The sequence below is a fragment of the Apilactobacillus bombintestini genome (assembly GCF_003627035.1).
GTDB classification, from domain to species: domain Bacteria; phylum Bacillota; class Bacilli; order Lactobacillales; family Lactobacillaceae; genus Apilactobacillus; species Apilactobacillus bombintestini.
Genome location: NZ_CP032626.1, coordinates 80289 through 96883 on the forward strand (window position 1 = coordinate 80289; position 16595 = coordinate 96883).

13 protein-coding genes are annotated in these 16595 nt (G+C 37.1%); 6 read left to right on the forward strand and 7 right to left on the reverse strand.

The features are described from left to right. Positions 1-157: 157 nt before the first annotated feature. From gyrA to dnaA, 7 genes are all read right to left on the reverse strand, one after another. Positions 158-2641 (reverse strand): DNA gyrase subunit A, encoded by a 2484-nt coding sequence (gene gyrA, locus D7I45_RS00365; protein WP_205570332.1) that lies wholly within the window; start codon positions 2639-2641, stop codon positions 158-160. 118 nt (positions 2642-2759) lie between these two features. Further along, positions 2760-4706: a DNA topoisomerase (ATP-hydrolyzing) subunit B gene (gyrB, locus tag D7I45_RS00370; RefSeq protein WP_120783822.1), complete on the reverse strand. Its 1947-nt coding sequence runs from the start codon at positions 4704-4706 to the stop codon at positions 2760-2762. Between the two features lie 24 nt (positions 4707-4730). After that, on the reverse strand, positions 4731-5849 hold the full coding sequence (gene recF / locus D7I45_RS00375) for a DNA replication/repair protein RecF (RefSeq protein ID WP_120783823.1): 1119 nt from the start codon (positions 5847-5849) through the stop codon (positions 4731-4733). A gap of 9 nt (positions 5850-5858) precedes the next feature. Then, positions 5859-6077, reverse strand: a complete 219-nt coding sequence (yaaA, locus tag D7I45_RS00380; protein WP_162924047.1) for a S4 domain-containing protein YaaA — start codon at positions 6075-6077, stop codon at positions 5859-5861. Positions 6078-6291: 214 nt separating this feature from the next. Then, entirely contained in the window at positions 6292-7389 is a 1098-nt protein-coding gene (locus tag D7I45_RS00385; protein ID WP_120783825.1) for a M24 family metallopeptidase, read from the reverse strand. Between the two features lie 132 nt (positions 7390-7521). After that, the gene (gene dnaN / locus D7I45_RS00390) at positions 7522-8658 is read right to left on the reverse strand and encodes a DNA polymerase III subunit beta (RefSeq protein ID WP_120783826.1); all 1137 of its coding nucleotides are present in this window, start codon (positions 8656-8658) and stop codon (positions 7522-7524) included. Positions 8659-8832: 174 nt separating this feature from the next. Further along, positions 8833-10182 carry a chromosomal replication initiator protein DnaA gene (dnaA, locus tag D7I45_RS00395; protein ID WP_120783827.1) on the reverse strand — a complete coding sequence of 450 codons (1350 nt, stop codon included), beginning with the start codon at positions 10180-10182 and terminating at the stop codon, positions 8833-8835. Positions 10183-10668: 486 nt separating this feature from the next. On the opposite strand from dnaA, the gene rpmH reads away from it, so the two are divergent. The 6 genes from rpmH (at position 10669) to mnmG (ending at position 16473) form a co-directional block, all read left to right on the forward strand. Beyond that, positions 10669-10803, forward strand: coding sequence for a 50S ribosomal protein L34 (gene rpmH, locus D7I45_RS00400; RefSeq protein ID WP_120783828.1), 135 nt, complete (start codon positions 10669-10671; stop codon positions 10801-10803). Positions 10804-10865: 62 nt separating this feature from the next. Further along, positions 10866-11243, forward strand: coding sequence for a ribonuclease P protein component (gene rnpA / locus D7I45_RS00405; protein WP_120783829.1), 378 nt, complete (start codon positions 10866-10868; stop codon positions 11241-11243). Further along, the gene (gene yidC / locus D7I45_RS00410; protein WP_120783830.1) at positions 11230-12063 is read left to right on the forward strand and encodes a membrane protein insertase YidC; all 834 of its coding nucleotides are present in this window, start codon (positions 11230-11232) and stop codon (positions 12061-12063) included. The genes rnpA and yidC overlap by 14 nt, the downstream gene beginning before the upstream one ends. A gap of 108 nt (positions 12064-12171) precedes the next feature. Beyond that, on the forward strand, positions 12172-12915 hold the full coding sequence (jag, locus tag D7I45_RS00415) for an RNA-binding cell elongation regulator Jag/EloR (RefSeq protein WP_120783831.1): 744 nt from the start codon (positions 12172-12174) through the stop codon (positions 12913-12915). Between the two features lie 181 nt (positions 12916-13096). Next, a complete protein-coding gene (gene mnmE, locus D7I45_RS00420; RefSeq protein ID WP_120783832.1) occupies positions 13097-14488 on the forward strand; it encodes a tRNA uridine-5-carboxymethylaminomethyl(34) synthesis GTPase MnmE in 1392 nt (463 codons plus the stop codon). 41 nt (positions 14489-14529) lie between these two features. After that, positions 14530-16473 (forward strand): tRNA uridine-5-carboxymethylaminomethyl(34) synthesis enzyme MnmG, encoded by a 1944-nt coding sequence (mnmG, locus tag D7I45_RS00425; protein ID WP_120783833.1) that lies wholly within the window; start codon positions 14530-14532, stop codon positions 16471-16473. Positions 16474-16595 lie beyond the last annotated feature (122 nt).

Sequence of the window (16595 nt, forward strand, 5' to 3'; positions counted from 1 at the left end):
TACTCACGTTTAATAAGTTTACCATCAAAAATTAAATTATTCAATACAAAAGCGAGAATATTTTCACGCAGTTTTGGTTATAAATAATAATAATTAACCACACAAAAAAGCCTTCATGACTATTTTTATCATGAAGGCTTTTTTATTTAACTAATAATTAGTTTTCTTCGTCAGTAGTTTGACTTTCGTTTTCTTTATCAGATGATTCATCGGCATCTTTTTGGTCATCATTATTATCATGATCATCATCGCCATCTTCTTCAGGAGCTATACGAGCTACTGTTGAAACGCGTGAATCTTCATCAATCTTGATTAAGTGAACACCTAAGGTAGCACGTCCGGTTTGAGAAACATCGGAAATGTTAAATCTAATCATAACACCTTTGTCAGTAACTAGCATGATGTCTTCGTCACCAGAGACAGTGGTTAATCCAGCTAATGGACCGTTCTTTTCAGTTACGTTAACGGTCTTAATACCTTTACCACCACGGCCTTTGATTTGATATTCAGAGGCAGGTGTTTGTTTTCCGTAACCTTTTTCAGAAATAACGAAGACGTTGTCGTTAGGATCTAGAACATCCCCACCTACTACGTAGTCATTATCTCTTAGACGAATACCACGAACACCGGTAGCAGAACGTCCCATGGAACGAACATCGGATACCTTAAAGCTTACGCAGTAACCTAAATGAGTACCGATAATTACGTTTTGGTTTTCGTCTACTGTAGATACTCGCATTAATTCGTCGTCATCCTTTAAGTGAATAGCCTTTAGACCATTGCTGCGGATGTTTTGGAAATCACTAACTGGAGTTCTCTTAACTGTTCCCTTAAGGGTAGTGAAGAATAAGTCTTTACCGTCAGAATCTTGGTTTTCATCAACAGTAATTACGGCTTGAATCTTTTCGTCAGAATCAATACCTAATAAGTTAATGATTGGAAGACCCTTAGCGGAACGACCGTATTCAGGAATTTCGTAACCCTTCATGCGGTAAACCTTACCTAGGTTGGTAAAGAATAGTAATGCATGGTGGGTAGTAGTAGATACTAAGTGTTCGATAAAGTCGTCTTCATGGACACCCATACCTTGGACACCTCTACCACCACGGTTTTGACTCTTGAATTCAGAAGTAGCAGTACGTTTGATGTAACCGTTGTGAGTTAAAGTAATCATAATATCTTCTTCGGCGATTAAATCTTCGTCTTCGATACTTAGTACTTCACCGACACGTAGTTCAGTCTTTCTTTCATCCCCGAATTTTTCTTGAATTTCAAGTAATTCTTGGTAGATGATTTCGTTGATTTTTTCACGACTAGCTAAAATTTCTTTGTAGTGAGCAATGGCTTTTAATAAGTCTTCATGTTCACTAGCAATCTTGTCGCGTTCCAAACCAGTTAAACGAACTAAACGCATATCCAAGATAGCTTGAGCTTGTTTATCACTTAATGAGAATTCGTTCATTAATTGATCTTTAGCTACTGTAGAAGTTTGTGATTCACGAATAATAGTAATTACGCGGTCAATGTTATCTAGAGCAACTAATAAACCAGCTAGGATATGAGCACGGTTTTCAGCCTTACGTAATTCGTATTCAGTACGACGTTTAATAACTTGAACTTGGTGTTCTAGATAGTAGTTTAGAATTTTCTTTAAGCTCAAGATACGTGGAGTACCGTCCACGATAGCTAGCATGTTAAAGCTAAAGCTAGTTTGCATTAGAGTTAACTTGTATAAGTTGTTTAGAACTACTTGTGCTGAAGCGTCTCTTCTAACATCAATTACGATACGCATACCAGTACGGTCGGATTCATCATTGATATCAGTAATACCTTCTAGTCGTTTGTCACGAACTAGGTTAGCAATGTGTTCAATTAACTTAGCCTTGTTAACCATGTAAGGAATTTCGGTAGCAATAATTCTTTGCTTGCCGTTCTTTTGTTCTTCAATTTCAGTCTTGGCACGTAAAACGATACTACCTTTACCAGTTTCGTAAGCTTTTCTAATACCAGACTTACCTAGCACCACGCCTCCAGTAGGGAAATCAGGTCCAGGTAGTGCTTCCATTAGATCAGCAGTAGTAGCATCCGGGTTCTTCATTAACACGTGAATAGCTGAAATAGTTTCGGATAAGTTGTGAGGTGGAATGTTAGTAGCCATCCCTACGGCAATACCAGAAGCACCGTTAACTAGTAAGTTAGGGAAACGAGAAGGTAATACTTCAGGTTCTCTTTCACTTCCATCGAAGTTATCTTGGAAATCTACAGTATCTTTGTTGATATCACGTAGCATTTCCATACCCACTTTACTTAGCTTAGCTTCGGTATAACGCATAGCGGCGGCACCATCACCATCGACAGAACCGAAGTTACCATGTCCATTAACTAATGGGTAACGGTAACTAAAAGTTTGCGCCATTCTAACCATAGAACCGTAAACGGCAGAGTCACCGTGGGGATGGTACTTACCTAAAGTATCCCCTACAATTCTGGCTGACTTACGGAATGGTTTTTCCGGAGTTAATCCTAGTTCACGCATATCATATAAAATTCTACGGTGAACTGGTTTCATACCATCTCGGACATCAGGCAACGCACGAGATACGATAACACTCATGGCGTAGTCCAAGAATGATGTTTTCATTTTTTGGGACAAGTCCACGTTTTCAATACGATGGCTTGATAAATCTTCATTATTGGCCAATGTTTTTACCTCCAATTCATGGTCGTTACTTACAATGTTTCACATGAAACAATGGACATTAAATATCCAAGTTTTCTACGAAAGTAGCGTTTTCTTCGATAAATTTACGACGAGGAGCTACTTTGTTACCCATTAACATTTCGAAAATTTCTGAGGCATTTTCTGCATCTTTAGCTTCCACACGTTGTAAACGACGGTTGTCTGGGTTCATAGTAGTATCCCAAAGTTGTTCGGCATCCATTTCACCAAGACCTTTGTAACGAGAAATGCTTGGTTTAGGGGATGCTGGCAACTCAGCTTTCCACTTGTCTAATTCTTCGTCGTTAGCAATGTAGCGAATCATCTTACCTTGTTGTAGACGATACAAAGGTGGTTGAGCGATATATACATATCCAGCATCTAGTAATGGACGCATGTAGTTGTAAATCAAAGTTAGCAACAAGGTTTGAATATGAGCACCGTCGACATCGGCATCGGTCATAATGATTAATTTATGGTAGTTAACCTTGTTAATATCGAAATCTGAACCGAATCCAGTTCCCATGGCAGTAAACATAGAACGAATTTCATCGTTAGCTAGGATTTTGTCCATAGTAGCTTTTTGCACGTTCAAAATCTTACCTCTAATAGGTAAAATAGCTTGGGTCAAACGGGAACGACCTTGCTTAGCAGATCCACCCGCGGAGTCCCCTTCGACGATGAATAATTCGGAAATTTCAGGGTCTTTACTAGTGTTATTAGCTAACTTACCAGGTAAATTACTAATTTCTAGTCCAGATTTCTTTCTAGTAACTTCACGAGCACGCTTAGCTGCGGCACGAACACGGGATGCTAGAGAACCTTTATCTACAATTTGTTTTCCTAAAGTAGGGTTTTCTAACAAGAACTTAGTAAAGTGTTCTGAGAAAATGTGATCGGTAGCAGTTCTGGCATCGGAGTTACCTAACTTAGTCTTAGTTTGTCCTTCAAATTGTGGGTCCGGGTGCTTAACACTGATAACAGCAGTTAAACCTTCACGAACATCGGGACCAGTTAAGTTGTCATCTTTTTCTTTAAGTAAGTTGTTCTTACGTGCGTAATCGTTAATTACACGAGTTAAAGCACGTTTGAAACCTTCTTCGTGAGTACCACCTTCGATAGTGTGAATGTTGTTAGTAAAGGTTCTTAATTCACTGTGGTAATCATCGGTATATTGAAGGGCCACTTCAACGGAAATTCCGTTTTCCATGCCTTCTACGTAGATAGGTTCATTGAATAGTGGAGTCTTGTCTTTGTCGATAAATTCAACGTAGTGCTTGATTCCACCTTCATATAAGAATTCTTCATAAGTAGGTTCTTCAGGACGTTTGTCTTCTAGTGAGATACGTAGTCCCTTGTTTAAGAAAGCTAATTCACGAATTCTACCAGTTAAAGTCTTGATGTTGTATACCGTAGTTTCGGTAAAAATGTCTGGATCAGGAAGGAAGTGAACCTTAGTTCCGTGGTTATCAGGATCATCGTCGCCGATAAATTTCATCTTGGTAACTACGTGACCACGTTCAAAATCCATGTAGTACTTTTTACCGTCACGAGTAACCGTAACATCTAGTTCCTTGGATAAAGCATTAACTACTGAGGCACCTACCCCGTGTAGTCCACCAGAAACTTTGTATCCGCCGCCACCGAATTTTCCTCCGGCGTGCAAGATGGTAAATACAGTTTCTAGCGCTGGCTTACCAGTTTTCTTTTGGATATCAGTTGGAATACCACGACCATTATCGGTAATAGTAATACTGTTATCTTTTTCTACTGTTACGTGAATAGTGTCCGCGAAACCAGCCAAGGCTTCATCAATTCCGTTATCAATAATTTCCCATACTAAATGGTGAAGACCTTGAACACTAGTGGAACCGATATACATCCCTGGACGTTTACGTACCGCTTCTAGACCTTCTAGAACTTGAATTTGACTGGCGTTATACTCGTCAGTTTTTCTTCTTTGTTCTGCTTTTTCGTTATCAGTCAACTTGATTCCTCCCTTAAACTCAGACTATTCTTCTGCAGTAACGTGGCCGTTATCGATATGAAATACTTTCGGATTCGATATCAAATCACGAGCCACCCCACTTAGACTAGTAGTCGTTAAAAACGTTTGTACCTTGTCTTGAATTGATTTTAATAAATGCGTTTGACGACTATCGTCTAATTCCGATAACACGTCATCTAAGAGTAAAATTGGATACTCGTTAGTTTCTTCTTTCATCAAATCAATTTCCGCTAATTTAATCGATAGCGCTGAAGTTCTTTGTTGGCCTTGTGAGCCAAATGTAGAAACGTCTTTGCCATTGATTACGAATTGCAAATCATCCCTGTGGGGACCATATAACGTGTTACCCTGACGAATTTCTTTTTGCTTATTTTGCGAAAATAATTCTTTTAACCCGTTATAAATGTCTTCCACTTGGGTCTGTTGCTTTTTCTTTAACGCGCATACATATTTTAATTTTAATTTTTCTTTACCTTGCGAAATTTCGGTATGAACTTGGGCAGCCCAACCTTGTAATTTCTGCAATAGTTCTAAACGTTGCGCAATAATTTTGGCACCATAAGCTGCCAATTGATCAGATAGAACGTCCAAATACAACTCATCAGTAGCCTCTTTTAACTGCAGTTGTTTTAAGTAATTATTGCGTTGCTTTAAAATTTTTCGGTACTGCGAGGTGTTATACAAATATTGGTTACTCATCTGACCAAATTCCATATCCATGAAACGACGTCTAACACTAGGCGAGCCCTTTACAATAGATAAATCTTCCGGCGCGAATAAAATTACGTTTAATTCACCCACGTAAGAAGATAATTTGGCTTGTTCTAGATGATTAACTTTTGCGCGTTTTCCTTTTTTACCCAAATCAATTTCTAATTGGGTATCCCCTAAATCTTTTTGCACCGTGCCATACATTTGTGCAGCATCCGCTTGCCAATTAATCAAATCACGATTGTTATTAGTACGGTGACTTTTGGTTAATGCCAAGACGTATACGGCTTCTAACATATTGGTCTTACCCTGTGCATTGTTTCCCAACAAAACATTGATGGAAGGTGAAAAGGCAACCTCTGCATCGCTATAATTACGAAAATTACGTAATTTAAGTTCTCTTAATTTCATAAGCTAAGCCTACTTTTTACGAATAAAAAACAAACCCACATCGATTACTTCCACGTTATCGCCATCGTATAGTTTCTTACCACGACGATTTTCGGGTTCACCGTTGAGTTTAACCACATGATCTTTTAAATACCATTTGGCTTGGCCACCGGAAGCAACTACATCTTCTTCCTTTAACAATTGGCCTAAAGTTATATATTCGGTATCGATGAAAACATTCTTTTTCAAAACTTCACCCACCTTTTCTTATCTCTTATTATACCCTTTTAAGCCACAAAAGTATAGCTTATAAGCCTAATTTTAGCCATTCTAAGCAATTCTAACGGTCAAGAATGGGAATTGATTAACGAACCCAAAAATTGCTAAAATCGCTCAAATTTTTCTTTAGATAAAAAATAACCCCGAAGATTTCTCTATCGGAGGTCTATTTTTTTATTTTGCTTTAGTCAATGTATTTTAATTCTTTGGAAGTATGAGTAAATGGTTCACAACCATCTTCGGTAACGTGAACACAATCTTCAATACGAACTCCCGCAAAACCAGGTACATAAATACCAGGTTCAATGGAGAAACACATACCAGGTTTCAATTCCATCTTGTTGCCTTCCATGATAGATGGGAATTCATGTTCAGACATCCCCATGCCATGGCCTAAACGGTGAATGAAGTATTTTCCGTAACCTGCTTTGTCGATAATGTCTCGAGCAACCTTATCTACTGATTCAGCAGTTACACCAGGTTTTACATAATCCATCGCAGCTAATTGAGCTTGTAGACATACATCATAAATTTCTTTTTGTTTATCACTTAACTTACCCATAGCTACGGTACGAGAAGCATCGGAAATGTATCCGTCATGTACAGTTCCTAGATCAAATAATACTAATTCATTGTTTTTAACTAAATTATCACTAGTTGCACCATGAGGTTCGGCAGCATGAGCTCCGGCTTGTACTAAAGTATCGAAACTCATTTCCATAACGCCTTGCTTCTTTAAAGCGTATTCTAGTTCAGCTACAACTGATTTTTCGGATTTACCTGCTTTTAACGCAGCAAAGCCCTTTTCAAATGCAAAATCAGCTTCTTTACCAGCTAGTTTTAGTTTTTCAATTTCGTCATCAGTTTTAATCAAACGCATTGTGTTTAAAAAGTCAGTAATATCTGCTTGGAAACTAACTTCTGGTAACACAGCGTGTAAATTATCCAAACGAGCTACCGTTAGACTATTCTTTTCTAATCCAGCAGCTTTAGGATTAGCCACTCTCTGTTGGATATGTGCTGCAATCTTTTGCCAAGGATCTTCATGATCTAAATATCCATATACATCGTAAGGGAAACCAGTATCTTTAATAGCTTCCACTTCTAGCGCTGGAGCGAACATAAAGGGGTCCTTATCTGGAAAAATAATTAAAGCCAACACTCTTTCTACTGGGTCACTATAAAATCCAGTTAGGTATTGAATGGTTTTAGGATCACTTAAGTATGTAAAATCCAAGCCATTATTATAAGTCCAATCTTGAATCGATTTAATCTTCGTCATATAAACCCCTCCTAAATTAATGGTATGACTAAATATTAAAGCTAAAATGGCAAAAAGTAAAAGAAAAATTAAAAGAATCACCCACTTTTATGAGAAAAAATGGGCGATTTATTAGAAAATTGCAATTAATTATTAAAATGTACGAACTGGAGTAATCAATTCAATGAAGTTTTCGCCATCTTCAGAAGGCACTAACGTAAATGGACGTAGTGGTGAAGTAAAGGAAACATTAATCATAGAGTGACCAAAGGCACCTAGCGCATCCTTCATGTAGTCAGGGTTAAAGGAAATTTCCAAATCGTTACCTGACAAAGAGTTGGTATCCACGTCTTCTTCAACGTTACCAACATCAGGAGAGTTACCGGAGATAGTAACTTTCTTGTCACTAGCGTTGATAGTTAGCTTAACCACGTTGTTTCTGGATTCGTGTGATAGAAGTGAAGCTCTTTCGATAGCTCCCAATAGTTCATGGGCATCGAATTGTACGTCAGTTTCGGAATCCTTAGGAATTAAACGAGAAGTATCTGGGTAAGTACCTTCTAGTAAACGTGAGTAGAAGAAAGTGTTGCCAATAGTGAATAGCACTTGGTTTTCAGAGATCTTCATCTTAACGTTTTCGGTATCATCAGAAATCATCTTAGATAGTTCACGTAAACTGCTACCTGGGATAATAACGTCGTATTCACCTTGGTTATCAGGAAGTTCCACTTTACGTTGACTTAGACGATGTGAGTCAGTAGCCACGGCAAATAAAGTTTGATCCTTCAAGATAAAGTGAACCCCAGTTAAGATAGGACGACTTTCTTGGTTAGATACCGCCAAAACAGTTTGGTTAATGATTTCTTTAAATACATCCCCGGATAAAGAAATTTCGTTATCGTTGTTAATTTCAGGTAGATGTGGGTAATCAGCAGCATCTAAACCGTTGATAGTAAAGGATGAAGTACCTGAAGTGATTTCAGTTTGGAAACCATTAGTAACAGAGAGTGTCATTTTTTCATCAGGTAATTTCTTAACGATTCCACTAAAGAATCTAGCTGGTAAAACAATTGATCCTGGTTCTGAAACAGTAAGTTCGTTATCTTCATCTGCACTATCGATAATAGTTTGGATAGATACGTCTGCATCACTACCAGTAAGTGTTAAACCTTCTTCACTAGCAGTTAGCTTTAATCCAGTAAGAATAGGAATAGTAGTTTTAGATGAAATTGCTCTAGAAACCATGTTAATTCCTTGGATGAAAGCAGTTCTCTTAATTGAAAATTTCATTGTAGAAATCCTCCTCATGTTTGTGTGTATTAATATTATATTATATATATAGTAAAACAGTAGTAGTAGGGCTTGTGGATTATGTGGATAAGTCGATTTAACTTTAGCGATGAAAGTTTTTTCACATGTGGATAAGTTGTGGATAAGTTGTGGATTTTTCCACATAGCGTTTTTTTACTGCTTAAGTTTATCTTTCAAATCTTCGACTTGCCCTTTTAGAGATTCGTCAGATTTTAATGCTTCTTCAATTTTGTCGTAAGCATGAATAACTGTAGTATGATCTTTTCCGCCAAAGGCAGTACCAATCTTAGGTAAAGAACTATTAGTTAAAGTACGACTTAGATACATAGCGATTTGTCGAGGAGTAACGATAGTTTTCACTCGTTTTTTACCCTTCAAATCTTCTGTAGAAACATTAAAGTAGTTAGAAACCATCTTAATAATGCCTTCTACCGTAATCTTAGGTTTAGCATCACCCTTGTTTAAACCACGAAGAGCTTCGGATACTAAATCAGTAGTAATAGGAACTTGTTTGAACTTTGCAAAGGCGTGAACTCTGGATAAAGCCCCTTCTAGTTCACGAACGTTGGAATCAATTTGTCCCGCAATATAGTTAAGAGTATCGGTAGGCACGTTAATACCGTCAGCTTCCGCTTTGGCACGCAAAATAGCAATTCTAGTTTCTAGATCTGGTGGCGTAATATCTACTGATAAGCCCCATGCAAAACGAGAAACTAGGCGATCTTGTAATTTAGAGATTTCATTTGGCAAGCGATCGGAAGTTAGCACAATTTGTTTACGGTTTTCATATAAATCGTTAAATGTGTGGAAGAATTCTTCTTGCGTACCATCTTTATCAGCAAAGAATTGAATATCATCTACTAATAAAACATCTACATTACGGTATTCTCGACGGAATGCTTCGGTTTGATGGTTTTGAATAGCGTTAATAAAGTCGTTAGTAAAAGACTCACTAGTTACATATTTAATGTTAGCTTCGGGTCTATCTTTAACGATTTTATTTCCAATAGCATGCATCAAGTGGGTTTTACCTAATCCCACTCCTCCATATAAAAGAAGCGGATTATACATTTTTCCAGGATCTTCTGAAACAACTAGCGCCGCTGCATGCGCCATTTGGTTACCTTTTCCAATAACGAAGGTTTCAAATGTATAGTTAGGATTTAGATGCGTGTTACGCATGAAATCATCATCTGAGTCATCTAAATCGTCAGAATCGATATCTTCTAAATGATCAACTGGCTTAGAATTCCTTAATTCACCTTCTAAAACGAATTTCGGAACGATGTCTTTTTTAGTTATTTTATAAGCATATTCAACTAATGAATCTGCTAATTTATCATTCCAATAATCACGATGGAGAGGTGATGGGAGTTCTAATGTTAATTGATTATTAGCTAAACTAATGGGTTTAACTGTAGCAATCCACGTTGAGTAAGTGGTGGCGGAAACATTTTTTTCAAATATTCCACGTATTGCTTCCCATAATGAATCTTTATCCATGAATCATTTCCTCCCATTAAAAATCTTAAATAATTTTACCATTAACAAAAAAAGTTTTCCACAGGTACGTTAGGTTGTGTATAATTGTTTCACACCCTGTTAATTCATTTTTTCACACCCTGTTAATAACTTCGGAAAAGCAATTTAACTTTTGAGTTATGCACAGAAAATTGCGAATAATCCACAGGCTGAATTTACTGATATTATAACAATCTTCAAAAGTTATGCACATGTTGTGGAGAAAATTAATCACACCATGTGTACTTGTGGAAAAAGTGTGGATAAACATGTGAATTCTAATTTTTAAATCCACAAGAAAAAACAGCAAATGTGTATGAAACAAATTATTTTGTGGATAAAAAATAGGGGTGATCATATATAGATTTTTATTTTTTGGTTCCATGATTTGTTTTTTTATGGTAATATAGTTAAGAAATGTATTTGACATAGAAAAGAAACATATAAATATATAAAGGAGGGTTAGTAATGAAGAGAACTTACCAACCAAAGAAACGTAAGCACGCACGTACTCACGGTTTCCGTAGTCGTATGAGCACTAGCAACGGTCGTAAAGTTTTAGCTCGCCGTCGTAGAAAAGGTAGAAAGTCATTGACTGTATAGACCACTGACCATTCAGTGGTCTTTTTCATTATATTGAACAAAAAGTTTAATGGAGATGGATTATGCGTAAGTCATATCGCGTCAAAAAAGAAGCAGAATTTCAAAATGTTTTTGAAAAACATAATTCAGTTGCTAATCGGTTTTTTGTCATTTATCAAATGGAAAAACCTGATCAACCTCATTTCAGAGTAGGTATTTCTGTTGGTAAAAAAATCGGAAATGCCGTACATAGAAATTGGGTTAAGAGACGAATTAGACAAAGTTTGACCGAATTGAAACCATACCTAAAACAAGATGTAGATTTCTTGGTAATTGCGCGTCCAAGAGCTGATGGTATTTCCATGGCCGACGCCAAAAAGAATATGGTACATGTTTTGAAATTAGCCAACTTACTTGATTCGGATTATGTTGAGGGAGAAGACACTAATGAAGAAAATTAAAAAGTATCTTTCACTTACTACCATCGTTGGACTAGTTTTTCTTTTAACTGCATGTAGTAATAAACCAATTACTTCACACAGTACTGGTCTATGGGATGGAGTAATCGTTCTAAATTTCTCTAGAGCCATTATTTGGTTAGCTAAGCTATTTGGTTCTAGTTATGGAATGGGTATTGTTGCGTTTACTATCATTGTAAGAATCATTATCTTGCCTTTGATGATTTATCAAACCAAGAGCATGAAGAAAACGCAGGAATTACAACCCAAGCTAAAAGAACTACAAAAGAAGTACTCATCTAAAGATACCGAAACGATGAAGAAACTTAGAGAAGAACAACAACGTCTATACGCTGAAGCAGGGGTTAACCCAGTGGCTGGTTGTTTACCTCTATTAGTTCAACTACCAATTTTATGGGCTTTATACCAAGCTATTTGGCGTACTAATATCTTGAAGTCCGGTGAATTCTTGTGGTTGCAATTAGGACATCGTGATCCATACTTCATCATGCCAGTGTTGGCAGCGGTATTTACTTTCCTAAGTTCTTGGTTAGCTATGAAGTCACAACCAGAACAAAATGGTATGACTAAAGGAATGATGTTTGGTATGCCAATCATTATCTTCTTTATGGCATTAAATATTCCTGCCGCTATCTCAATTTACTGGGTAGTAACCAATGCTTTCCAAGCTGGACAAACATTAGTAATTCAAAACCCTTGGAAAATTCAAAAAGAACGAGAAGAAAAAGCACGTGCTGAAAGACAACATCAACACAAAATCGAAAAAGCAATTCGAAAAGCTAAAAAATCTCATAGAAAATAATAAAAAAAGCGTCTGATTTATTAATCAGACGCTTCTTTGTCTATCAATTTAGTGGCATTTTATGATATTATAAAATTATAGTTTATTTTTTTAAAAAGGAGTCACATAATGCCAACATTTACTGCCAAAACAGTCGACGAAGCAATCGAAAATGGTTTAGAATCATTAGAAATTAATCGCCAAGATGCTACTATAAATGTGGTTCAAACAGACCGTCGAGGCTTTTTTGGAATTGGAAGACGTGACGCTATTGTAGAAATTGATCAAATAGCTAAAAATAAAACTTCCGAACCCACTCAAGAAATCGCTAAACAAACAACTCATAAAAACGAAAAAAATATCGTGAAACATCATCATGATGATGAATTTCATTTAAGTAAGAATAAAGTTGCAAACCGTGATGCTGTGGAACAATTAATGGGTTATTTAAAACCTATTATTGATGAATTAGGCATTCAAGCGAACATGCAACCTAAGTTAATTAATCGTAAATTTGCGCGTATTAACTTTACAACTGAACAAGAGGGCTTATTAATTGGTAAACATGGTTTAACCATTAATGCATTACAAAATTTGTCACAAATTTATTTAAATCATATTGGTTTCAGCCGTCTAACTATCCAATTAGATACTGCTGATTACCGTCATCGTCGTACCGAAATTTTGAAAAAATTAGCGGAAAAAACGGCGCGTGAAGCGGTGGCTACTGGCCAACCGGTTTATTTAGATCCTATGCCATCATTTGAACGTAAGGTTATTCATAACCAATTAGAAAATAATTTATATGTAAATACGTTCTCTTCTGGCCGCGAACCATATCGTGCCGTGGTGGTAGAACCTGAGAATGGATAGTCATAAAAATTGACAAATCGACCTAAAATTTTTATTATATATATATCATTCTTATCAGAACTTAGATGAAGTAGTCAAAGTGCTTTATCCATGCGTATTTTTTAGGGCGTGGAGTAGGCACTTTTTTTGTGCGCTAACTCACGTCACGACTGATTTTTAGATTGTAGAAAGGAAGAATAACATGGCAACGACTACAGATTTTGATACAATTGCTGCAATTTCAACTCCACCTGGTGAAGGTGGTATTTCCATCGTAAGAATTAGTGGGGATGACGCATTAAAAGTCATTTCTAAAATTTTCCGTGGAAAAGATTTAAACAAGGTCGCATCACATACTATTAATTATGGACATATCTTCGATCCAGATACTAAGGAAGATGTCGATGAAGTAATGGTTTCAGTAATGCGCGCTCCTAAGACTTACACTTGCGAAGACGTAGTGGAAGTTAACTGCCATGGTGGTATTTTAGCTACTAACACTATTTTGCAATTGATTTTAAGTTACGGAGCTAGAATGGCTGAACCGGGTGAATTTACCAAACGTGCCTTTTTAAACGGCCGTATTGATTTATCACAATCCGAAGCGGTTATGGATATTATTGATGCCAAAACAAGCCGTTCTATGAAAGCTGCAGAAAGTCAATTGGATGGAAACCTTTCTCGTCTAATCAAAAAGCTTAGAAAGCAAATTTTGGACGTCTTAGCTAATGTGGAAGTTAATATCGACTATCCAGAATATGATGACGCCGAAGTAATGACTTCCAAGATGATGAAAGACAACGCCGTCGACATTAAGAAAAAAGTGGAAAAGCTTTTGGCTACTGCTAAACAAGGACAAGTATTGCGTGACGGATTAGCTACTTCTATTGTGGGTCGTCCTAACGTAGGAAAATCCAGTATTTTAAATAATTTATTACACCAAGACAAGGCTATCGTTACTGATGTGCCAGGAACTACTCGTGATGTATTGGAAGAATACGTTAACGTCCGTGGAGTTCCTTTGAAATTAGTAGATACTGCCGGAATTAGAAAGACTGAAGATAAGGTCGAAAAAATTGGGGTAGAACGTTCTAGAAAAGCTATCAGCAGCTCTGATTTAGTCTTGTTAGTACTTAACTCTTCTGAAGAATTAACTGATGAAGACAAACAATTAATTAAATTAACTGATGATTCCAAGCGAATCGTTATTTTAAACAAAACCGATTTACCAGCTAAATTAGATATGGACACCGTGAATGATTTAGTCGGCAAAGAAAATGTTATTACCACTTCTGCCATTAAAGATGACGGAACTGAACCTTTGGAAGAAATGATTGCTAAATTATTCTTTACCCAAGGTATTCAAAGTTCACAAAATGACGTAATGGTAACTAACGCAAGACACATTAGCTTGTTACACAATGCCAAAGAATCCTTAAATAAGGTTATTCAAGGTATTGATGAAGGTTTACCAGTAGATTTAGTACAAATGGATTTACGTGAATGCTGGAATTCACTAGGTGAAATCACTGGTGACAGCTACAATGGTGAACTATTAGATCAACTATTTAGCCAATTCTGTTTAGGTAAATAACCGAATGTTTCACATGAAACAATTTTTATGGAGGAAAACAAATGAGTGAAATCGTAAGTGAAGAAAACATCCAATATGATGCTAAAAAATACGATGTAATCGTCGTGGGTGCCGGTCACGCGGGATGTGAAGCTGCTTTAGCTTCTGCTCGTATGGGAAACAAAACCATGTTGATTACTATTAATGTGGACATGGTTGCTTTCATGCCATGTAACCCATCATTAGGTGGTCCTGCTAAGGGTACTGTCGTTAGAGAAATCGATGCCCTAGGTGGAGAAATGGGTCACAATATTGATAAAACTTACATTCAAATGAGAATGTTAAACACTGGTAAGGGTCCAGCCGTACGTGCTTTACGTGCTCAAGCTGATAAACATGCTTACCACCGTGCTATGAAGGAAACTATCGAAAAACAACCTAACCTAGATTTACGTCAAGGTATCGTTGATTCTCTAATCGTAGAAGACGGTGTCTGCAAAGGGGTAGTTACTTACACAGGTGCTAGATACTACTCAAAGACTACTGTTATTTGTGCCGGTACTGCTGCTCGTGGTCGTATTATCATCGGTGAATTAAGATATTCATCCGGTCCTAATAACTCACAACCTGCTTTGAAACTATCTAAGAACCTAGAAGACTTAGGTTTCGAACTAAAACGTTTCAAGACTGGTACTCCTCCACGTGTTAATGGTCGTACTATTAACTTTGATGAAACCGAAGAACAACCAGGGGATAAAGAAGTAAACCACTTCAGTTATGACACTCCTGATGAAGACTACATTCCAGTTAAAGATCAATTATCTTGCTGGTTAACTTACACTAACGAAAAGACTCACCAAATTATCCGTGATAATCTAAACCGTGCACCTATGTTTACTGGTGTTATCGAAGGGGTAGGTCCTCGTTACTGTCCATCCATCGAAGATAAAATTGTTCGTTTCGCAGATAAAAACCGTCACCAAGTCTTCTTGGAACCAGAAGGTCGCGATACTCAAGAATACTACTGTGATAGTTTATCTACTTCACTTCCTGAAGAAATTCAACAAAAGATGCTACACTCTGTTAAGGGTCTAGAAAACGCCGAAATGATGCGTCCTGGTTACGCTATCGAATACGACGTGGTAGCACCTTACCAATTGAAACCAACTTTTGAAACTAAGATTGTTAAAAACCTATACACTGCCGGTCAAACTAACGGTACTTCTGGTTATGAAGAAGCTGCCGGACAAGGTCTATATGCCGGAATTAACGCTGCATTACGTGCCCAAGGCAAAGATCCTATGATCTTGAAACGTAACGAAGCTTACATCGGTGTATTGGTAGATGACTTAGTAACTAAGGGTACTAACGAACCTTACCGTTTACTAACTAGTCGTGCTGAATACCGTTTACTATTGAGAAACGATAACGCCGACTTCCGTCTAACCGAAAAAGGTCATGATTTAGGCTTAATTTCTGATGAAAGATACAACAAGTTCTTAGCCAAGAAGAAGGCTGTATTTGCTGAATTAGACCGTCTAGATCACACTCGTATCAAGCCTAGCGATGAAGTAAACAAATTCGTAGAATCACACGGTGACAAGCCACTTAAAGATGGTATTTTAGCCTCAGTATTTCTACGTCGTCCTTACGTAGATTACTCTACTTTATTGAAGTTCATTGAACCTTCTGATCAACCATTAGACCGTCGTGTAATCGAACAAGTAGAAATCAGAACTAAGTATGCTGGATACATCAAGAAGGCTGAACAAAACGTAGCTCGTATGAAGAAGATGGAAGCTAAGAAGATTCCAGAAGACATCGATTACGAAGCTATCGATAGTTTAGCTACTGAAGCTCGTCAAAAACTAGAAAAGATTCGTCCACACACTGTGGCTCAAGCTTCACGTATTTCTGGTGTAAACCCTGCTGATATTGCTATTTTAGGTGTATATATCCAACAAGGAAAAATCGCTAAGATGCATTCAGACAACAAAGAAGACTAAAAATAAAAGCCGTCTAAACGTGGTTTAGACGGCTTTTTGTATGGGTTAAATTGCTTATTTATATCCGATGTATAATTTTTATAACTATCAGGATAAATTATTAATCGATTTAGTGAAATGAT